15 protein-coding genes are annotated in these 22,348 nt (G+C 45.0%); 9 read left to right on the top strand and 6 right to left on the bottom strand.

The genetic code is table 11. The annotated features are described in order from the left end of the window. Nucleotides 1–20: 20 nt before the first annotated feature. Entirely contained in the window at nt 21–1,709 is a 1,689-nt protein-coding gene (locus FFM84_RS06945; RefSeq protein WP_130844341.1) for a glycoside hydrolase family 13 protein, read from the bottom strand. A 444-nt stretch (nt 1,710–2,153) separates the two neighbouring features. Between FFM84_RS06945 and nhaC the strand changes: the two genes are divergently transcribed. The 8 genes from nhaC to FFM84_RS06905 all read left to right on the top strand — a co-directional run bounded on the left by nhaC (nt 2,154) and on the right by FFM84_RS06905 (nt 13,012). Beyond that, a complete protein-coding gene (gene nhaC / locus FFM84_RS06940; RefSeq protein WP_130844342.1) occupies nt 2,154–3,551 on the top strand; it encodes a Na+/H+ antiporter NhaC in 1,398 nt (465 codons plus the stop codon). 113 nt (nt 3,552–3,664) lie between these two features. Continuing rightward, nucleotides 3,665–4,576, top strand: coding sequence for an NADP-dependent oxidoreductase (locus FFM84_RS06935; protein ID WP_130844343.1), 912 nt, complete (start codon nt 3,665–3,667; stop codon nt 4,574–4,576). Nucleotides 4,577–4,776: 200 nt separating this feature from the next. After that, nucleotides 4,777–5,499 (top strand): trehalose operon repressor, encoded by a 723-nt coding sequence (gene treR, locus FFM84_RS06930; RefSeq protein WP_130844344.1) that lies wholly within the window; start codon nt 4,777–4,779, stop codon nt 5,497–5,499. A 20-nt stretch (nt 5,500–5,519) separates the two neighbouring features. Further along, nucleotides 5,520–7,169 (top strand): alpha,alpha-phosphotrehalase, encoded by a 1,650-nt coding sequence (treC, locus tag FFM84_RS06925; RefSeq protein WP_130844345.1) that lies wholly within the window; start codon nt 5,520–5,522, stop codon nt 7,167–7,169. Nucleotides 7,170–7,183: 14 nt separating this feature from the next. Continuing rightward, the gene (locus FFM84_RS06920; protein WP_130844346.1) at nt 7,184–9,181 is read left to right on the top strand and encodes a PTS sugar transporter subunit IIABC; all 1,998 of its coding nucleotides are present in this window, start codon (nt 7,184–7,186) and stop codon (nt 9,179–9,181) included. A 727-nt stretch (nt 9,182–9,908) separates the two neighbouring features. Then, complete coding sequence (locus tag FFM84_RS06915; protein WP_130844347.1) at nt 9,909–10,469, top strand: ECF-type riboflavin transporter substrate-binding protein; 561 nt, start codon at nt 9,909–9,911, stop codon at nt 10,467–10,469. A gap of 6 nt (nt 10,470–10,475) precedes the next feature. Next, on the top strand, nt 10,476–12,176 hold the full coding sequence (locus tag FFM84_RS06910; RefSeq protein WP_130844740.1) for an ABC transporter ATP-binding protein: 1,701 nt from the start codon (nt 10,476–10,478) through the stop codon (nt 12,174–12,176). Beyond that, on the top strand, nt 12,176–13,012 hold the full coding sequence (locus tag FFM84_RS06905) for an energy-coupling factor transporter transmembrane component T family protein (protein ID WP_130844348.1): 837 nt from the start codon (nt 12,176–12,178) through the stop codon (nt 13,010–13,012). Before FFM84_RS06910 ends, FFM84_RS06905 begins: the two co-directional genes overlap by 1 nt. A 95-nt stretch (nt 13,013–13,107) precedes the next feature. Here the strand turns inward: FFM84_RS06905 and FFM84_RS06900 are convergent, their stop codons facing one another. The 3 genes from FFM84_RS06900 to FFM84_RS06890 all read right to left on the bottom strand — a co-directional run bounded on the left by FFM84_RS06900 (nt 13,108) and on the right by FFM84_RS06890 (nt 18,446). Then, nucleotides 13,108–15,645 (bottom strand): lectin-like domain-containing protein, encoded by a 2,538-nt coding sequence (locus FFM84_RS06900; RefSeq protein ID WP_130844349.1) that lies wholly within the window; start codon nt 15,643–15,645, stop codon nt 13,108–13,110. A 148-nt stretch (nt 15,646–15,793) separates the two neighbouring features. Then, nucleotides 15,794–16,561, bottom strand: coding sequence for a helix-turn-helix transcriptional regulator (locus FFM84_RS06895; protein WP_225424753.1), 768 nt, complete (start codon nt 16,559–16,561; stop codon nt 15,794–15,796). Nucleotides 16,562–16,976: 415 nt separating this feature from the next. Continuing rightward, entirely contained in the window at nt 16,977–18,446 is a 1,470-nt protein-coding gene (locus tag FFM84_RS06890; protein WP_130844350.1) for a sucrose-6-phosphate hydrolase, read from the bottom strand. Between the two features lie 286 nt (nt 18,447–18,732). Between FFM84_RS06890 and FFM84_RS06885 the strand changes: the two genes are divergently transcribed. After that, nucleotides 18,733–19,599 (top strand): fructokinase, encoded by an 867-nt coding sequence (locus FFM84_RS06885; protein ID WP_130844351.1) that lies wholly within the window; start codon nt 18,733–18,735, stop codon nt 19,597–19,599. 490 nt (nt 19,600–20,089) lie between these two features. Here FFM84_RS06885 and FFM84_RS06880 read toward each other — a convergent pair whose 3' ends face one another. Beyond that, on the bottom strand, nt 20,090–20,815 hold the full coding sequence (locus tag FFM84_RS06880) for a GntR family transcriptional regulator (protein ID WP_130844352.1): 726 nt from the start codon (nt 20,813–20,815) through the stop codon (nt 20,090–20,092). Between the two features lie 95 nt (nt 20,816–20,910). Next, nucleotides 20,911–22,344 carry a 6-phospho-beta-glucosidase gene (locus FFM84_RS06875; protein WP_130844353.1) on the bottom strand — a complete coding sequence of 478 codons (1,434 nt, stop codon included), beginning with the start codon at nt 22,342–22,344 and terminating at the stop codon, nt 20,911–20,913. Between the last annotated feature and the right edge of the window lie 4 nt (nt 22,345–22,348).

Raw genomic sequence — 22,348 nt, 5'->3', positions numbered from 1 at the left:
AATGAATGCAAGCGTTTTAATTAATTTTCTGTTGTAAATTCGTAAATCTTCGCTTCATACGGCCGTAACACAGCCCTTTGATCGTCTTCATAATTACTAATCAATAAGGCCGCATCCGTTGGTAAGTCAGCATAGTCTCGTTGTTGGACTTGATCAGTAAAGTTGCAAACGACTAGCAACCGTTGATCACCGGTTACTCGTAAATAAGCGTAAACCGCATCATCATCAGCGTCCAATAATTGATACGCCCCGGTCGTAAAGATCGGCACGTCATGTCGTAACCGGATCAAGCGTTGATAGTATGTGAAGACTGACTTTGGTTGAGCTAAGGCTTGTTCCACATTAATATTAGTGTAATTAGCATTCACCGCTAGCCACGGTTGACCAGTTGTGAATCCCGCATTGATACTTGCATCCCATTGCATCGGTGTCCGCGCGTTATCCCGCGACATTTTCGCTAAATACGTCATCATTTTAGCCGCCGGTACCCGCTGTTCCTCATCAACCAAGTGATGATAGGCATTCAATGACTCCAAATCTTGATAATCACTTAATTGCGTGAAATTCGCATTGGTCATGCCAATTTCTTCACCTTCATAAAGGTATGGCGTGCCTTGCAGGCCATGTAGCATCGTGGCTAGCATCATCGCGGACTTTTCACGATATTGTGGGCTGTCATTACCAAACCGCGACACAATTCGCGGTTGATCATGATTATTCCAATACAAACTGTTCCACGCCATGCCCTGCAACCCCGTTTGCCACTTACTCAAACTCTGCTTGAGGTCGACCAGTTTCACGGGTTGGTCATCCCACTTACCCATGGCTGGATCAGGATTGCCATCCAAGCCCATATGTTCAAATTCAAAGACCATGTTTAATTCATGCGTTGTTAGTCCGGCCGATTGCTGGGCATCTTCAATCGTTGCAGCCGGCGTCTCACCAACCGTGATTAAATCATGGCCAGCAAAAACGTTAGTATTCAACGCTTGTAAGAATTCACTGAGCCGGTGACCATTGGCAATAATCGGGCCGATATCCGCATACGGTTCACCAGGATTCGGTTGACCGTCAACAAATCCAGTGGGTTTTGAGATTAAGTTGATCACATCTAGCCGAAAACCATCGACCCCCTTCGCCACCCAGCCAGACATCATGTCATAGATTGCTTGCCGTAAGTCCGAATTTTCCCAATTTAAATCTGGTTGTTCAACCGCAAACGAATGCAAATAATATTGCTTTCGCGCTGGCACATAGGTCCAAGCTGAGCCACTAAAGAATGAGCCCCAGTTAGTCGGCGCATGACCATCAACTGGATCACGCCAAATATAATAATCTGAATACGGATTGTCACGACTCTTGGCGCTCTCGATGAACCATGGATGCTGATCAGACGAGTGATTAACCACCATATCCATCATAATCTTCAACCCGCGTTGATGGGCCTGTGTTAGTAGCCTTTCAAAATCCGCCATCGTACCAAATTCTGGATTGATGTCCTCATAATCACTAATATCGTAGCCATTATCGACGCCCGGCGAGCGATAAATCGGATTCAACCAGAGCACATCGACCCCGAGTTGTTTCAAGTAATCTAATCGCTGGGTGATCCCCACTAAATCTCCAATCCCGTCACCATTTGAATCTTGAAACGACCGTGGATAGATTTGATAAACGACGGCTTGTTGCCACCACTGACTATCTGCCATTTGCTTGACACCCCTTTGCTGTTTACGCTTTCATTAATTGTATTCTACCATGATCTCGCAACTTAGCGTTCATCAGTATTGATGTTACCGGTAACGAAAATCCATTAGTCCACGCTTGACGCTTTTTTCAGAACATGCTATGATCACAGATAACTTAATGAACGAACGAGAAGGTCACTCCCAAGTAGTCGTTTAGCTGTGCGTCAGGAAGTCGGTGGTTGCTGCGAACCGATCAGGCTAACACGAATGAAATACGGTGACCCACGTCCGGGTGCGCTCGGCGGATAATAACTAGAACCGTTACCTTCTAGTGAGCGGAACTAACTGGCTTTTTGCCAGTTGGGTTCAAGCTGGGTGGTACCACGGTTTAATCAATCGTCCCTGTTGTTTTAATTAACAACAGGGACGATTTTTTTAGTTAAATTTATTTTGGAGGTTGCAATTATGCAAAAAAACTCAACGGCCCCAACGGTCAAATTCGGCGAAGCACTGCTCGTCTTACTCGTAATGTTAGCTATTATGGGACTCGGCGTCATCAAATTCGGATTATCCCCACAAACACCAGTCATGCTGGTCATCGCCTTAGTTATTTTATGGGCCCGGATTCGCGGTCACAACTGGGACAGTATTCATGATGGCATTATTGATGGTATCAAAACTGGGATTGTGCCAATTTTCATTTTCTTACTTATCGGCGCATTAATCAGTGTCTGGATCGCCGCCGGCATTATTCCATCGATGATGGTCTTTGGGTTCCATTTAATCTCGGCACAATGGTTCGTGCCATCAGTCTTCTTAGTCTGTGCCATTATCGGGACCTCAATTGGGAGTGCTTTTACCATTATCTCGACCATCGGGATCGCCCTATTCGGGATTGGAACCACGATGGGGATCAATCCAGCCTTAATTGCTGGCGCGATTATTTCTGGCGCGATCTTTGGAGACAAAACGTCACCATTATCTGATTCAACCAACTTAGCTTCAGCGATCGCTGAAAGTGACTTATTCGATCATATCCGTAACTTAATGTGGTCGACGATTCCGGCTTTTGTCGTCTCACTTGGACTATACGCTGTCATCGGGGCTGGGGCCGCAACAGAGTCACATTTAGGTAAAATTCAAACAACTTTAACGGTTTTAAATCAAAACTTCTCCATTTCTTGGTGGGCTGTTTTACCATTACTAGTGATGTTTGTCTGTGCTTTCATGAAGATTCCAGCAATTCCAACCCTCTTCTTAAACATTGGTCTCGCCATTGTGATGATCTTTATTGAACAACCACACACGTCACTTGCAAAAATTGCCACGATGATCGAAAGTGGTTTTGTCGCTAAAACTGGTAATCAAGGTGTCGATCAGCTCTTATCGCGTGGTGGCATTAGTGCGATGATGAGCACCGTTTCGTTGATTCTGTTAACCCTCGCACTTGGTGGATTATTGATGAAATTCAACTTAATTCAAACGGTTATGATCCCATTAGCTAATCGCTTGCACGGTAACGGTGCCACTGTCACCGCCGCAATTTTAGCCGGGATTGGGGTCAATATCTTTGTCGGTGAACAATACCTATCCGTTATTTTACCGGGTAAAGCCTTCAAGAAAACCTTTAATGACCGTGGCTTAGCTAACCTTGCTTTGAGTCGCGTGCTCGAAGATGGTGGGACTGTGATCAACTACTTGATTCCTTGGGGCGTCGCTGGGGCCTTCGCCGCTAACACGTTAGGTGTCCCAACGTTAGCTTACTTGCCATTTTGCTTCTTCAGTCTCTTGTCACCGGTCTTTTCGATCATTAGTGGGTTCACCGGTTGGGGGCTCAAACATCAAAAAACCGTTACTGATTAATCAGTAACCAAACCAACTCCCGAAAGTAATGGTTCTAACTTGTGATTTACCCCCAGCTCTCGCTACAATTGAGGTAATCGTTAGTAACTAGTACCAATCAAGGGGGGATTTTGATGCTTGCTTATGGTTATGCCAACTCAGGGGGCGCGGCACCACTTATCGCAATTGAACAACCAGATCTCATGCCAGCATCCGATCAGATTGTCTTAACAACTTTAGCCGTGAATATTAATCGTGCCGATCACCTTAATTTAACGGGGCACTTAACATTACCCTTAATTCCTGGACATGACGTTGTCGGTCGAATTAGCCAAATCGGCAGTTCAGTGACCGGCCTACCGCTAGGCACGTTAGTCGCTGCGTACACCACGCAGACTTACGCGGAACAAGTCATCGTTGACGAAGATAAGCTCGTCCCATTACCGGATGAGTTACCGGCTTTAGAGGCTGTCAGTGTGATTACACCAGGGATTACGGCTTATAAAATTGTGCACTACTTTGCGGATGTTCAGCCCGGTCAAACAGTCATCGTCAAAGGTGCTGCCGGTAGTGTGGGCCGACTCGTCGTCCAATTAGCAAAACGTCTCGGCGCCACAGTCTTAGCGGTCGCAGAACAACGTCACACCCGCTTGTTACAAGCTTTGGGTGTTCAGCAAATCGTCGCCTATGATCAGCAAAATCCAGCGCACGTGCTGGCAAATCGCGGTGATGTCGTCATCAACGTCGCTCCTAATGGCCTCGATGGTAAAACCGATCTCGCGATGGCCAAGTTTGATGCAACGATCGTGTCAATGGCCCCAAGTTTACCCGCAACGAGCAAGGCAATCGTGTTCAAAACCGTCCAGCCAACGGATACCATTTCAGACACAGCGGTCCTGCAAACATTATTCAAACTATTGCAAACCAAACAAATTCAAACGCAAGTGGGTTACCAGTTACCGTTCACGTTAGCTGGATTCACCCAAGCTCAAGAGTTATTAACAGTTGAACACAATGGCCGCATTGTCGTGGCTAAAACTGAATAACCGTCAAAAGCACCGCCGATAATCGTTAGTTATCGGCGGTGTTTTTATCTTGTCTAGACTTGATAGACATTCCAAATTCAAGTAACGATCACTGATTAAGCAGCATTTATAAAGTTTGTTAAGTCACTTATTGACAAGATGTCTAGACAAGTGATATAGTCATTCTTGAAAACGATTTCTAATTTAGGAGGCGGCACCGCATGCCGAACAAATCCGCGTTAATTTATGAAGATTTAAAGCAGAAGATTGATCGGGAAGTTTACAAACTAGGCACTTACTTGCCAAGTGAGCACCAACTTTGCGATCTCTATGGCATTTCTCGCGAGACTGGCCGCAAAGCCTTATCCGCATTAGCCGAAGCCGGCTACATTCAAAAGATTCGTGGCAAAGGCTCGATTGTCATCGAACATCGCCAATACGAATTTCCCGTTTCTGGGATTGTGAGTTATCAAGAATTAGCTCAAAAATTAAAAATCAAAACCGAAAATATCGTCTACGGTTTTGAAACCAAAGTTCCCCTACCCGTCCAAATGTTTACCTCATTGGGCGTCGAAATGACCGCCGCACCAGTTACCGCGATCAAGCGGGTGCGCTTAATCGATGGCGAACCTGACATTATTGATAAAGATTATATCTTACAAGCGGTGGTTCCCGATTTACCGCGAGCAGCGGCCGAAAAGTCACTCTACGCTTACTTTGAGCAAACACTCGGTCTGCAAATTGCCTATGCAACTAAAGAAATCACGATGGAACCAGCGACTGCCGAAGATCAAGCCCACTTAGACTTACCAGTTGGAGCTTATGTCGCCGTCGTTCGTAGTGTGACTAGCTTGGCAGATGCCACGCCGTTCCAATTTACGGAATCACGCCATCGTGCCGACAAGTTTCGTTTCCGTGATTTTGCTCGCCGCGTTCAACCTTAAACATTGAGAGGTTTAAAAACATGAAATTATCTGAACAAGTGATCTATCAAGTTTATCCTAAATCTTTTTATGACAGTGACGGTGATGGTATCGGCGATTTAAAAGGCATCATCCAAAAGATTCCTTATTTAAAATCACTGAATATCGACATGATCTGGTTTAACCCATTTTTCGTCTCACCACAAAACGACAACGGTTACGATATTGAAGACTATTACCGCATTGATCCCACTTTTGGGACAATGCAAGACTTTGACAACTTGGTCGCCGAATTAAAAGCAGTCGGAATTGGGGTAATGCTTGATATGGTGTTTAACCACACGTCAACGCAACACGCTTGGTTTCAAAAAGCTTTAGCTGGCGATCCTAAGTATCAAGCCTTCTACTATTTACGTCCCGCCAAAGCGGACGGTAGCTTGCCAACCAACTGGGAATCCAAATTTGGCGGTCCAGCTTGGGCCCCATTTGGTGATACCGACTTGTACTACTTGCACCTCTTCGATCCCACTCAGGCCGATCTTGATTGGCATAACCCTGAAGTGCGCACTGCTTGTGCCGAGGTCGTCAACTTCTGGCGCGCTAAAGGGGTTCAAGGATTCCGCTTTGACGTCATTAACGTGACGGGTAAAGCGACTGACCTTGTGGATGCGCCAACTGGGGTTGCTAGCAAGACACTCTACACTGATACACCCGTAGTCCAAGATTATTTGAAAGAACTTAACCAAGCCAGTTTTGGACAAGATCCTGACAGTATTACCGTGGGCGAAATGTCTTCTACAACGATTAAAAATAGTATTGGTTACTCTAATCCTGATAACCATGAACTATCAATGGTTTTTAACTTCCACCATCTGAAAACCGACTACGTCGATGGCCGTAAATGGTCACGAATGCCGTTCAACTTCCCTCGTTTGAAGCATCTGCTAGATGGTTGGGCCACCGGGATGTCAGCTGGGAATGGCTGGCAAGCATTGTTCTGGAATAATCACGATCAACCACGGGCCATCGATCGTTTTGGTGATCCAATCCGCTACCGGGCTAAATCCGCGGAAATGTTGGCAACGGTGATTCACTTGATGCGCGGCACCCCATTTATCTACATGGGTGAAGAGATTGGCATGACTGACCCTAACTACACCAGCATGGCCGATTACGTTGATATTGAAGCATTAAATGCTTATCGAGCCTTGTTGCATAGCGGCTACAGCCATCAAGATGCCTTTACCATTGTCAAAACCAAGGCCCGTGACAATTCGCGGACACCGATGCAATGGGATGCCAGTCAGAAAGCCGGCTTTACCACCGGTCGTCCTTGGCTGCGCCCCACCAATCAAGCCCAAATCAACGTCGCGGACGAAGTCAATCATGGTGAGATCTTTGCTTACTATCAACAACTGATCCACTTACGTAAGACGTACCCAATTATCGCGGACGGCGATTATCAGACTTGGCGGCTCGATCATGATCAAGTCTTTGGTTATTGGCGCACATTAGGTGACCAGAAACTGCTAGTTTTAAATAACTTCTACGATACAGCCACGACCGTTGATTTGCCAGACGAGGCCCTAACAGCGCAAGTACTGTTATCAAATTATGATGACGTTCATGTCCAGTCATCATTAGTCTTACACCCTTATCAATCTGTCGCACTATTACTCGCAAAACCTTAAAGGAGGTTTTTCTAATGGCTAAAATGCAAGCGGTAACAATCACAACACCCATTACAGGCGAGGTGATTCCATTAAATCAAGTCGATGATCCTGTCTTTTCAACCGGTATGATGGGTCTGGGCTTTGGGGTTCAACCCACTTCCGGTCAAGTTCTCGCCCCGGTTAGCGGCACGGTCACTATGATCGCCGCAACGAAACACGCTTTGGGTTTCACGACCCCCGATAATCATCTTGAAGTATTAGTCCATCTTGGCATTGATACCGTCGCTTTAGGTGGCGCACCCTTTACCCTCAATGTTGAAGCCGGCGATACGGTTCAAGCTGGCGATGTTGTCGCGACCATGGATTTGGACGCGATTAAAGCTAGCAACAAGCAAACAACGGTCGTGTTAGCCGTCACCAATGCAACTGACAAACTCGCTCACCTCGACGTGACTCCTGGCAAGGCAACGGCTGGTCAAACAGTCGCTAAGGGACGGTTGAATGCAGCCACCTTCAATGCCAAACGTCAAGGTCGTTTAAAACCAGTTGATCACTATGATGAACTGGCTACGGCCATTGTCGAAAATGTTGGTGGCGTTGAAAATATCAATAGTTTGATTCACTGTATCACTCGCTTACGTTTTTATTTGAAAGATGAAAGTTTAGCTAATGATGATGTCATTGCCGACTTAAAAGGCGTCATCGATGTCGCTAAAGCTGGTGGACAGTATCAAGTCGTCATCGGGGCAGCGGTAACCGATGTGTATGACGCAGTCGTCAAACTCATTGGGCCTGAATACACCAACGATGCCGCAACAGCCAAGGTTGTCGCCGATACGAATGCCGCCGCACAACAACCGACGACTTTCGGCGGTAAAATCAAACATGGTTTCAGTAGTTTAATCGGGGTCATCACCGGCTCTATGATTCCAGTGATTGGGTTGTTGGCGGCTTCCGGGATTTTAAAGGGAATCTTGGCCCTATTAACGACTTATAAACTAGTGAGCGCCACCGCATCGACCTACGTCATCATTAATGCGATGAGCGATTCAGTCTTTTACTTCTTGCCGATCTTTGTTGGCTTCACTGCCGCTAAAAAACTAGGTGCCGACCCCGTTATCATGGGAATTGTTGGTGGGGTACTCACCTACCCATCACTCGTCAGCATCGCCGCTAGTGGCAAAACCATTAGCACGTTTATGGGTATGTCGATTAACGCGAGCTTTTTCGGGTTACCCGTTCATTTAGCCTCATATACTTATTCCATCTTCCCAATGATTGCTGGGGCTTGGTTAGCTAGCAAGTTAGAACCTTGGCTTAAACGTGTTATTCCAACGGTCTTACGAATGATTTTCTTGCCATTATTTGAAGTTGTGATCGTTTCTGGCGTCATCTTACTTTTCTTAGGACCAATCATTACCGTGCTTTCAACTGGATTGGCCAACTTAATCGTGACTGTTTATAACCTCAGTCCCGCCATTTCTGGATTGCTCATCGGTGGGTTCTATCAAGTTCTAGTGATCTTTGGCTTACACTGGGCCGTTATTCCAATTGTGGCCAACGATATTGCAACAACCGGTCACAGTTATTTAAATGCTATTGTTTCAGCAACTATGGTGGCCCAAGGTGGCGCCGTCTTAGCAATTGCCTTAAAGTCAAAACTCGCCAACATTCAAGAACTTGCTTGGCCAGCGACGATCTCTGCATTTGCTGGCGTCACCGAACCGGCTATGTATGGGATTAACTTGAAATACGGTCGGGCTTTCATTACCGCCAGTATCGGAGCGGCAGTTGGCGGCTTCTTAACCGGACTGATGCATGTGAACATGTGGGGCTTTACCGGCTCATTGATTGGGTTCACCTCGTTCGTCAACCCGAAAGGCATGGATTTCAGTTTTACCGGTTTCTGGATTGCTTCAATTGCGACTATTGTCGTTTCATTCACCTTAACGTGGCTCTTCGGCTTCAAAGATGAAGATGCGCAAACTGTTAAACGGGCCCCTAAAAAGCGCCATTTAGGTGCAGCTTAACTAAATTGTAAAATCAACGTTAGACTTGACTTACCACCTGCCGTTCGCCCACCTTGAGCCGGAACGCGGTGGGCGGACCGGCTCAGCCAAAAGGCGGTCTGAACCACTCAACCAGTGATGGCGCTGGCCGTGAGAACAGCGTTAGTCCGGATGCTTTTGGCCGGACCTTACGATGTGGACGACTTTTGAGACTAGCGGTTTGGGCTAGGCTTAAAAGCGAGGTAGCAGCCCGATCTTTGGCTGGAACCGGTCCCCACAGCCAGCAGAATCGCTGACTGACGGAGGTGACTTATCTATAGGACTCAGGGTTCCTATCGCAATCATCACCTTTAAATTTCGAATTATTTCAATGTAATCGAATTCATTGTCATATTCTGGCTTGCGCCCGATTGGGGTTAGGCGTATGATTTAATAAGTTAAATTCAGATGAGAAAAAGCTGTGACGAGATGAGTAAGCGAACGGTCGTCCAAAGAGAGTCGTGGATGGTGTAAAACGATGACGATTACCGTTGAATATGGTCTTGAAGAAGCTACAAAGGTCGCCGTATTAGGTGCCCTTTGTCGGAGCGATTCGTTACAATCAAGAGAAGCCCCAGTGGGGAAATCTAGGTGGTAACACGCAAACGCGTCCTTGAAAGCAATTGGCTTTCAGGCGCGTTTTTTGTTGTCTGTTTTTTAATTGTCGTGCTCGCTATTATTCGTTCATACTTTATTAAGGAGTGTTCTTATGCAAAATAAACAATCAACTTCCATTCGTACCGTGGTCGCCACCGGGATCGGCGCGGCGATCATCTTTGTCCTCATGAAATTTGTGGCCATTCCAACCGGGATTCCCAATACTCAAGTCAATGTTGCTGCTGGTTTCTTAGCTTTGTTAGGTGCCATTTTTGGCCCCGTTGCCGCTGGCTTGGCCGTCTTTATTGGACATGCCTTAAACGACTTCGTCACTTACGGTTCTCCTTGGTGGACCTGGATCATCGTCGATGGCTTAATCGGGGTCGCCTTTGGATTCGCTAAAAATCGGCTAAAAATTGAAGACGGTGTTTTAGGGACCGCCAAGCTAGTTTGGTTCAACATTTATCAAGTCATTGTCAACTTCATCGGCTGGGTGCTTTTAGCGCCAACTGGTGATATCATTGTGTATCATGAACCAGCCACTAAAGTCTATTTACAAGGCATTACCACTTGGTTGGTCAACTCAATCTCGGTTGCCATCATTGGGTCTATCTTATTAGTCCTCTATGCTCGGACGCGAACCCAACGTGGTAGCCTAAAAAAGGAACGTTAATCTATGATGACCGCACCAATCATTAGCTTTAAAGACTTTTCATTTCAATATAACAGTCAAACTGAGCCCACATTGCAACACCTTAACCTGGCTATTTATCCCGGCGAGAAGGTTCTCATTGCGGGCCCGTCTGGTTCTGGTAAATCAACATTAGGTCGGTGTTTAAACGGCTTGATTCCACAATCATACCAAGGAACCATGACCGGCAGTGCCACTGTCAATGGCCACGACATCAGCGCCAGCTCCATTTTCGAGCTCTCGATGGACATTGGGACGGTCTTACAAGACCCTGATAGTCAGTTTGTTGGCTTGACCGTTGTGGAAGACATGGCCTTTTCATTGGAAAATGACCAACAAACGCAGCCTGACATGCAGGCAGCTACCACTAAGTGGGCTCAAACGCTCGATTTAACCGACTTATTAACCCATCGGCCCCAAGAACTATCTGGTGGACAAAAACAACGCGTCTCGATGGCTGGGGTCTTAATAGATAACAGTAAAATTCTATTATTCGATGAACCTTTAGCCAGTCTAGACCCAGCTTCAGGCAAAGCATCCATGGCTTTAATCGACCAGTTAACCCATGATGAAGATTTGACCGTCGTGATTATTGAACACCGAATCGAAGATGTCTTACAACAACCGATCGACCGACTCATCGTGATGCAAGATGGGGCCATTGTCGCTAACGACAAACCTGAAGCCATTTTACGGGCCTCATTAATGGCCCAATTAGGCTTACGTGAACCACTCTACTTGTCGGCATTAAAACTGGCCGGCGTTGATCTCGCTGATTGTACCCATTTAGATCGTTTAGCAGACTTAGCCGTCCCTAACTTAACAGCAACCTTGCAACAGTGGACCGCGGGTGTTGACTTAAAAGTCCCTCAAGTTCACGCGGACCCATTGTTAGAAATTGATCAGCTTAATTTTGGCTACGACCCGCAACGACCAATCATTCATAACCTTTCAGTCACCTTGAATCGTGGCGAAATGATCAGTCTAGTCGGCCAAAATGGGACTGGCAAATCAACGTTAAGCAATTTGATCACCGGCTTCTTAACACCGCAAAGTGGCAAGCTCTTATTTAACGGTCAGTCATTATTAGATCAATCCGTTAAAGAACGCGCCGACCAGATTGGCTACATCTTGCAAGATCCGAATCAAATGATATCTAAGACGTTGATTTTCGATGAAGTCGCCGCTGGCCTAACATTGCGCGGTGTTGATCCCGATGAAATTGAACAACGGGTCTTAGCCACTTTAAAAGTCTGTGGCCTCTATGAATTTCGACACTGGCCAATCTCCGCGCTGAGTTTTGGGCAAAAAAAGCGGGTCACCATTGCGGCAATTCTGGTCTTACAACCAGCCATGATTATTTTAGATGAACCAACAGCTGGCCAAGATTTACAGCACTACACTGAAATGATGACTTTCTTAACCAAGATCAATCGGGAACAGGGGATCACGATTATGCTGATCACCCACGACATGCATTTAATGTTAGAGTACACCGATCGGACCATTGTTTTAGGCAACGGGACAATCTTGATGGATGCCAGCCCGGCCGACGTCTTGACCAATGATGCAATTATCGATCAAGCGTCACTGGCGAAGACTAGCTTATATGAATTAGCTGAACAACATCAGCTCAATCCAACTGAATTCGTTGCCAAGTTTGTCCAAGCCGAACGGGAGGCCCGCTAATGCAAAATCAATTATTGATTGGCTACGATAATCGACATACTTTTTTGAATCGGCTCAGTGGTAGCACGAAACTACTCTGCTTTGTCGGCTTATCCATTATCGGAATGATGACTTATGATACCCGCTATTTGATCGGTGTGATGGTTTTCTCTTTAATCATCTTTCATTTTTCAAAAATCAACTATCGTGATATCAAATTCGTCGTTAATGTCATTATTGGGTTTTCCGTTTTGAATTTAGTCATGGTGTATGTCTTTGCCCCACATTATGGAGTCACGATTTATGGTACCGAGCATTTACTACTGGGCTCTAGCCAACACTATTTCAATCTAACAACCGAACAGTTATTTTATGAATTTAACCTTCTTTTAAAATATACGTTTGCCGTGCCGTTAGCGTTAATCTTCCTAATGACGACTAATCCTAGTGAATTTGCGGCCAGTTTAAATAAAATTGGCATCTCCTATCGCATTAGTTACTCGGTTGCCATTGCGTTACGTTATATTCCTGATGTTCAAAATGATTACCGCACCATTAGTTTAGCGCAACAAGCGCGGGGCTTTGAAATGTCTAAAAAAGCACCCTTTATGACCCGGGTGCGCGGTAGTATACAGATTTTATTACCGTTGATTTTTTCTAGTCTCGATCGCATTGAAGTGATTAGCCAAGCGATGGAGCTCCGACGTTTTGGTAAGGGTAAAAAACGGACCTGGTATATGGCTCAAAAGTTTAAATCAAATGATTATTTGGCATTACTATGTGTTCTTGTCATCATCTTAATTGGAATCGGCTTATTCAAAGTTAATGGTGGTCGTTTCTGGAATCCATTTAACTAAAAAAGTGCCGCTCAAGGTGTTTACCATGCTTAGTCATGGTGACATCTTGAGTGGCATTTTTTTACACGCTTATTTCCTGACAACAGCGACTATTCTTAATCGCGATGACGAATCCACTGTTGACCATAGCTTAAAATAAATAGTACCAAAATACCCACTATGGTTCCCCAGCTGGTCGAGCGTTCTGAGGTCTGTGGTAATGCATGATGATCAACTTGTTCTTTTGACTTCGCCGACTTTGACTTGTCCGGTGTTAAAGGTAGCGATGGTTTATTTGTAATCGTACCGATCAGTTTAGGTGCACGCTGATCTATTATAGCTGAGTCGTCGTTCAACTTCACTGTCCTTTTAGAATTCGTTGATTTATCAGAATTTGTCGGTTCCTCGGGCTTTGTGGGTTCTTCAGGTTTCGTCGGTTCCTCGGGTTTCGTCGGTTCCTCGGGTTTCGTTGGTTCCTCGGGCTTCGTTGGTTCTTCGGGCTTCGTTGGTTCCTCGGGCTTCGTCGGTTCCTCGGGTTTCGTTGGTTCCTCTGGTTTCGTCGGTTCTTCGGGCTTTGCTGGTTCCTCGGGTTTCGTTGGTTCCTCGGGTCTCGTTGGTTCCTCGGGCTTCGTTGGTTCCTCGGGCTTCGTTGGTTCCTCGGGCTTCGTCGGTTCCTCGGGCTTCGTCGGTTCTTCGGGCTTCGTTGGTTCTTCGGGCTTTGTGGGTTCCTCGGGCTTCGTTGGTTCTTCGGGCTTTACTGGTCGATAAACCACTGTAAACTGCAAATCTTGGCTCATTTTACTGATTGCCTGCGGTGTCACTTGTATCAAGTCACCATCCGGTGCGCTGTTAGTGATAACTTGGTACCCATCAACTTGTGGATGGGCCACCGCTGCAAAGCTAGCTGTATCACCAAGTTGCCACTCAATACCAGCTTGATTAATTGGCACACCTGTTTCACTAATTTCAGGAGTACCTACTTGACCAATCGCGTAGTAAACATGAGTCTCTTGGGTTACTGGATTTTCAATGGTCACAAACACTATCGGTTGCGCCTTGTAAGCTGTCGCTACTGAAACGCCTTGTTCGTCTACGTAATTAATGGTTTCAGTTACTTGTTGCTGGCTGACTTGATAATCTGGTGCGTATACATAAACCACGGTCCCATTATCGCCATCACTGACTAACGTGCCACTAGTCGGCAGACTCACACTTCCCGTCACACTACCATCATCTAATCGGACAAAACGGTACCCTGGAATATCCAGGCTTTGTGTCGTGTAGCTGCCAGATACCACGGCGCCACCTGGATATGTGACTTGGGCTTGAGCCAATTGATTGCCATTCAAATCAACATATTTAACATTAACTGTTGCGGCCTGTTGATAGTCAAAACTGATTAATTTGAATTGTTGTAAATTCTTGGCACCACCCGTTGAGGCACTCACAATCATCGCCATTGTATCATCATCTGTTGGCACCAATCTGGTCCAAGTTAATTGGTTGCCATCACTCTGATGATACGAGATCCGTAATTGCCGCGTTGAGCCATTATAATCAACAACAAATTTATGAAACTGCCCATCTAAATCTTTTGCTGATAGTTCTTGAACTGAACTCAAATCGGTTGTGGCCCACCAGCGATCAACATCGTCTCCCTGATTAGTTTTAACCGTTCTCAATTCGGTCGTGATGAAACTACCGAATTGGGCAACATCATCTGGGTCAGCCGCCCAACCGTAACCGTTAGAATCCGTGGCATCAACTTGTGCTCCTGGTACATTTGCTGTTGGTATGGCTGCCCCATTATGCCAAGTGTCTAGTTTAAAACCCAAGGCATCCATTAGGCCACCAATTCCAAGATTACCACCAGCATTGCCAATATCCGTGACATTGCCGCGATGAAAGGCAAATCCAATACCGTCTGCTCCACCTTGGGATGATGTACGACTACCTAAATTGACTTGCCCAACTAAAGTAAAACTTGTCTGCATATTGATTTTATTTTTTAAGGAAAAATTACCAACTTGGTTATTTAAATCCGGTGTAATTGTGACAATCCCCGTTTGTGAATCATAGGTTGCGGCCCCATTTAACTTAAAATATTGGTCAAAATTGGTTTTATCAACATGTGAATACGCTTTGACTTTAGGCATTTCAGTTGTCATTACCCTTTGGCGTTGTGCCACTGTTGGTTTAGCCTGACTAACAATGCGACTCGCTGGTTGTTTGACGGCCGATGTCGCACCGGCTGTTGATGCTGGTGAGTTCTGAGAACTAGTGCCGGATGTGGCACTGGTTGCTGATGCCGATGAACTCTGATAACTGGTGTCAGATGTGGCACTAGTTGCTGATACCGATGAACTCTGAGAATTAGTGCTAGATGTGGCACTGGTTGCTGATGCTGATGAACTCTGAGAACTAGTGTCAGATGTGGCACTGGTTGCTGATGTCGATGAACTCTGAGAATTAGTGCTAGATGTGGCACTGGTTGAATGATCAGTTTCAACCAATTCTGATGATGACGTTATCGCCTTTACAGTCGGCTGCTGCTCATCAGTGTCAGCTTGACTGATTGTTGTTGTTAATCCCACTCCCAGTAGGACTATTCCAGAAAACAAAAAAATACGTTGATAAACGGTTCTCGTATTCATATCCTCATCCCTTTATAGTTAAGCCTATTAATCCTTGCGTTTAATTATTAATGAGTATACTAACGATTTTTCGTTTAAATACGCAATTTGTACTAGAAAACAATAAACAATATAAAAAAATACAACCCACAATAATGTTGGGTTGCTGCTAATCAATTTGACTATTCTGCTGACGATACTCTAGGGGAGTCATTCCAATTTCACGTTTAAATCTTTTAGAAAAATCAGCAGCATCATAAAAGTTAAGTTCATGTGCAATCTTCTGAATTGGTGTCTTACTGGCTAACAATAAACGTTCAGCCTCACGTATCTTTTCCATATTGATATAATCGCGAATCGACATATTCATTTCTTTAGTAAACACACGTTGAATCGTCAGTGGATTGTAACGTTTGTTCACATGCTCTAAAACTTTTTTGACTGTTACCTTACGATGTAAATGCGCATGAATATAATAAATAACATCCAAGGTTGCTTCCAGATGGCTCGTATACGATAATCCATCCTTCTGAGCGAGATGACCAAAGTCTCGAACAATCTCATAGACTAATGGCATATATTTTTTGGTTGTCACCGGTAGCGTCTTTAACCGTTGATGGTAAGCAAGCTGCAATTCAATAAACTGATAAATATTCACGTGATTTTGAATTCCTTCAAATGACAAAATATCCACAAATGCGTTTAATTGAACGACCTTTTCAGTTGGTGACAATTGATTGAGTAACGTTCGTGACCGTTGTAAATTATCGCGTGCAAATTTTAAGCCCTCTTCAATACGTCCAGCACGATAAAATCGAATAAAATCACGTTCAACATAACCAATTAAAATTAAAGCTTTGGTTGTTTGATCGCTGGTCGTATACGACTGTAAAAAATCTAAATAATCTGTATACTGTATGTCTAATATACTAAACACCCCCCCGAGCCTCTGTATTTAACCATAACTAGTACTTTTAACTTTCAAAACCCGATTAACGATCATATCCTTGAAATATTAATAGCTATCGTAACACTTAACTAATTACAAAAAGAATGATTTGTATAAATCCGAGTAAAAAGGATAATCTATTTACAAAAAATACGGGAGTAAGACAAAAGCGGTTTGCTACCGAGCATCGCCTTTTGTCACACGTTTCGACTATACCTATTCGGAGATGCAAAAAAGAGTTTGGTTTTCGTCCCAAACTCTTCCCAGGTTAAAAATTGACGGGTAAAACCCCATTAATCTTTTCACTAAAATTCAATTTTCGCCTTACTACAAAGAGGCTAACCTCAGTGATAGTTGATCCGGAGCCATGATCGGTAATAACTTGTTAATTGCGCCTATCAATCTAATTTACTGATTCAAGTTGCCAGCCTTGCCAACCTAGTGCCGTCGTAAAGCCAGTTTGGCTCAGACTAAAGTCAGCATTAGTTGCTGGAAACATCCGCCCCGTTAACACTGTCGCACCATCATTTAAATACAACTCAAACACGCTGTGATCAAGTAATAGCTGCCCAGTCAATGGTTGATGGGCATTCAGATTGGCCGTACGGGTCATGCCATAAGTCGCGGCAACGGCTTCACCAGTACCAGCACGATCAACGACTAATTCGCCGTGAGCGGTATCAATATTCAAGATTAATCCTTGATTTGTCGTAATATCGGTCACAATCGTCACCTGACCTTGTTGATCGGCGGGCACTGTAAAGTGCAGCTCACTTTGCTGTGGGATTACTGGATGCGGCATGGTTACCTGTAACACCTGCTGACGAATGGTGCTCACGCCAACTGGCTGTTGAACTAAGCGATCATTTTTTAAGTGTAAGTCTTTGATCACACTTAACCCGTTTGCCCAGCCTTCACGGTCACTTGGATAAGCAATATCTGGTAACCCAATCCAGCTCACCGCTAAGGCTCGACTATCCGGCGCGTTAAAGGCTTGCGTGGCATAAACATCAAAACCAGCATCTAAGTTTTGCAATGGACTAGGATCGATAAAGCTAAACGTCTCCCAATCAAACGCTTGACCGACAACATAAGCATTCGGATAAATATTTTCACTCGCTAAAACATCTGCGGACACGCCTTGCGGACAAAAAATTAACACTGGACGGTCATCAATAAAGACCAAATTAGGACATTCCACCATATAACCCATCGGCTGATCGCTAAACTGTAAGTCACCGTTTAATGTCCATGGTCCAGTCACTGCTGGCGCTTGATAAACCATCACATGTCCAGTTAAATCCGTCGTTTGTGCCCCAATGAAGGCATAGTATTGGCCATCATGTTCGATAATTTGGGGATCACGAAAATGTTCAGTCACCGTTTTAGGCGGATTACTAATCAACGGTGTCGTCAGCTTAGTGACTTGATTAGTCGTCGTTAACCAAGCGCCATTTTGTTTTGGATGTCGTTCCCATTCTTGATCCCGAACGTTACCGGTGTACATTAGGAAGAGTCGATCTTTGACCGCAATCGCTGAACCCGAATAGACCCCTTGCTGATCCAATGGCGTATCAGGAATTAAGGCTGGCCCCAACTTTTCCCAATGCATTAAATCATCACTGACTAGGTGTTCCCAACTCTTCAAACCGTGTACAGGACCATAAGGAAAGGCCTGATAAAATAAATGCCATTGCCCATTAAAATACGAAAAACCATTGGGATCATTCAATAATCCCGTTGTTGGCTGAATGTGATAGCCAAAGCGCCAATGTGATTGCGCAATCTGTTGTCGTAAAGTTGTCAGTTGTTCAGTCGGCCACTGATCATATGGCCGATAACGTTCAGCGGTGGTCCAAGTCGTGGTTACCATGTTGCATCCTCCTAAATGTATCCGTTATCATTTATGGTTATCTTAAAAGTTATTAGCTAAAATGTCAATCGTTAGTCATTATTAAACTTGATTTATTTTTAAAAATGCTAATTTATAGCAATTTATATAAATGTCATACGTTTGACATTTTAAATAAAATATCTATAATTGGAACCATAAAAACGTTTTCTAAAACTTGAATGTAACCGTTCACAGTAGCGTTCAAAAAGTGTATACTGTTATTAAAATGTATATACTTTTAATTGACTTTGGGAGGATTTTTAATATGATTTTAGGTGCAATTGAAGCAGGCGGCACTAAATTCGTCTGTGCAACAGGTGATGAAACGGGCAACGTTTTCGATCGGGTTTCGATTCCAACAACGACCCCTGCTGAAACGATGGCGGCGGTGGATGCGTATTTTAAGGCACATCCCGTCGATGCGATTGGGATTGGCTCATTTGGCCCAATTGGGGTTAACCCTGACGATCCAAAATACGGCTACATCACAACCACACCCAAACCCGGCTGGGGTGATTTTGACTTTTTAGGTCACTTGAAACAACACGTCGACGTGCCGCTTTATTGGACAACCGATGTCAACGAAGCCGCCTATGGTGAAGCTAAAATGGGCATTGCCAAGGACGTGCCTAACAGTATTTATGTCACTATTGGGACCGGTGTTGGTGCCGGGGTCATCAGTCACAATGAAATCTTCAATGGCCGCACCCACACTGAACTTGGACACATGCGATTAAATCGTTTACCTGGCGATGATTTTGAAAACAATTGCCCCTACCATGACATCTGTTTAGAAGGCATGGCTGCGGGTCCCGCTGTTGGGAAACGGACTGGTAAAGCCGGCAAAGACGTTGCCGAAGATGATCCAGTTTGGGCTACGGTCGCCGACTATATTGCCCAAGCTTGTGTGAACTTGACAGTTTCTTTTGCTCCCGACACGATCATCTTAAATGGTGGGGTCATGAAGCAAAAGCAACTCTTTCCAATTATTCGTGAAAAATTCGCCGCTTACTTAAACGGTTACGAAGAAGTACCAGCACTAGACCAGTACATTGTCCCAGCTGGTTTAGGTGACAACTCTGGTGTTGTTGGTGGGTTATTACTCGCCAAACTCGCCCTTAGTGAGGCTTAAATCGTATTTGAAAGGCCCCATCATCGCGACTTAACTCGTGATGGTGGGGCCTTTCTAGTTAGAATTGGGTTGTCACCTACGTCAGCCAGTGATTCTGCCGGCTGTGGGGACCGGTTCCAGCCAAAGTGCGGGCTTCCACCTCGCTTTTAAGCCTAGCCAAAACCGCTAGTCTTAAAAGTCGTCCACATCGTAAAGTCCGGCAAAAGCATCCGGACTAACGCTGTTCTCACGGCCGACGCCATCACTGGCTGACTCCGGTTAGTTTGCGGATACTAATTAAGTTTGTGATCACTCATATAACCGAGAGTGAGCTCACATTGAGCCCAGCCGTGGGAGACTCTTAGCGATTTATCGCTTAGAGGCCGGCGCTTTTGAAACACGGGTTGGGTGGTTCAAAACGACGGTTCAGACCGCTTTTTGGCTGAACCGGTCCGCCCACAGCGTTCCGGCTCAATGTGGGCGAACGGCAGGTGGCAAGCCAAACGACAACCTAATGAATCTTCTTCACCATAAACATCTTAGCCTGCCGGTAATCATAGTATTGCTTCGAAAAAGCCAATAACTGCCCAGTACTCAAATACGTTTCATCTTGAACCACCAAACATGGTGCCCCAACTGGCAATTGCAAATAGTCAGCAGCTACTTTGGGCAGTGGTTCACTCATAATAATCTGATCAATAAAGCCAATTTTGATATGTTGTTGGGCTTCGCAGAATTCAAATAACGAGCCATATAAGGCACTATCTGGAATCTCTTCAATGACCGATTTCAAATAATACGAATGTTCCACCACGTATGGTTGTTGATCCATCGCCCGAAATCGTTCAAGCGCTAGTAACCGTTCGTCTGGCTCAAATTGATAATTATTTGGCCGAAATTCAGCTTGATCGACTCGACATTCTCGTTTACTCGCTGTCGCAGTCGTCAATTGGCGACCAATCCGAGCAGCCTCGGCGGACAGTCCGCCACTGTGTTCCAAAGCAATCGAATCACCCGCTTGTTGTGTTCGTACAAACGTCCCGACCCCATGCATCTGATACGTATAGCCCATCGTGCCAAGTGCCTGTAATGCTTGACGTAGCGCATAACGGGTAACATCGTAGCGGGCCATGAGTTCCGGTTCTGCGGGTAACTTCCGATGAGCATCGGCCAGTTCCCCGCGACGAATATCGGCCATGATCGCTTGTACTAATTCATCATTACTTAATCGCGCCATTTTTATGTGTCCTTCCTCAATTTCTTCGTCAAAAAACACCCAAACTACTAGCGTTTGAGTGTTTACTCGTGCTTAGTTATTCAAATTATACCGTACTAACTGAGGTCTGAGCCATTAGTTGCAATAACTTTTTGGAACCAATCGAAGGAATCTTTTTTCCCACGTTTCAAAGTGCCTTCACCGGCATCATTTTTATCCACATAGATGACCCCATAACGTTTGTCCATCTGACCCGTCCCCGCAGAAACCAAATCAATGAATCCCCATGGCGTATACCCCATTAGGTCAACGCCATCAATATCAACGGCTAAGGCCATTTGTTCAATATGTTGCCGTAAATAGTCGATCCGATAATCATCATGAATCTTGCCGTCAGCGTTTTTTTTATCAAAGGCCCCTAAACCATTTTCCACGATAAATAATGGCAGGTCGTAACGATCACTAAACCAGTTCAATGCATAGCGCAAGCCGATTGGATCAATCTCCCAGCCCCAATCAGAACGAGTCAAAGAAGGATTCTGTACTTCATGATTCTTAGTTGGTGTCATGAAGTCGACTGGCTCTTGGTCATCGGCCTTAATAACATGTGACGCATAGTAAGAGAAGCCAATATAATCCACGGTACCCTCTTTAATGATCTGTAAATCAGATGCTGAGATATCTAAATCAAAGTGTTTCCGATCAAAGTACCGTAATAACCAGTTTGGATACTTCCCTTTGCATTGCACATCCGCTAACCAGTAGTTCGCTTGCATGGCGCGTTCGGCCTTCATCACATCTTTGGGATTCGACGTGGCGGGATAAGTTGGCCCCATCGCAAACATCGCCCCAATTTGAAAATCTGGATTGATTTGATGGCCAATCTTAACGGCTAAAGCACTGGCGACTGTTTCATAATGGGCAGCTTGATACATCAACTTTTCAGCGTCTTCATCATCTTTAACTAAAATTCCAGAATTGGTGAATAAGCCCCATTCGTTCAAGCCGGTTTGATTGTTAATTTCGTTAAACGTCATCCAATACTTAACTTTGTCACGATAACGTTTGAAGACGACTTCGGCGAATCTTTCAAAAAATTCAATCATGCGACTATTGCGCCAACCACCGTATTCCGTTACTAAATGATACGGCATCTCAAAGTGAGATAACGTAATCACGGGTTCAATGCCATATTTCAGTAATTCATCGAATAAGTCATCATAGAACTGCAACCCAGCTTCGTTTGGTTCGTCTTCATCGCCGTTTGGAAAGATCCGCGTCCAGGCGATACTGGTCCGAAAACATTTCAGGCCTAATTCTGCAAATAGTTTCACGTCGTCGCGATAATGACCATAGAAATCAATCGCATCATGATTGGGATAATTTTTGCCAGGAATGACACCATCGGTAATTTCACGAGCGGTGTTATTGTCACCTGCCGTCATGACGTCGGCAATACTGATACCTTTACCGTCAGCTTGCCAGCCGCCTTCTAATTGATGAGCAGCAACCGCGCCGCCCCATAAGAAACCTTTTGGAAATTTTGTCATGTTC

This window comes from Lactiplantibacillus mudanjiangensis (genome assembly GCF_005405385.1).
In the GTDB taxonomy this organism is placed as follows: Bacteria; Bacillota; Bacilli; order Lactobacillales; family Lactobacillaceae; genus Lactiplantibacillus; species Lactiplantibacillus mudanjiangensis.
This window is presented reverse-complemented; position numbering and strand designations above follow the sequence as displayed.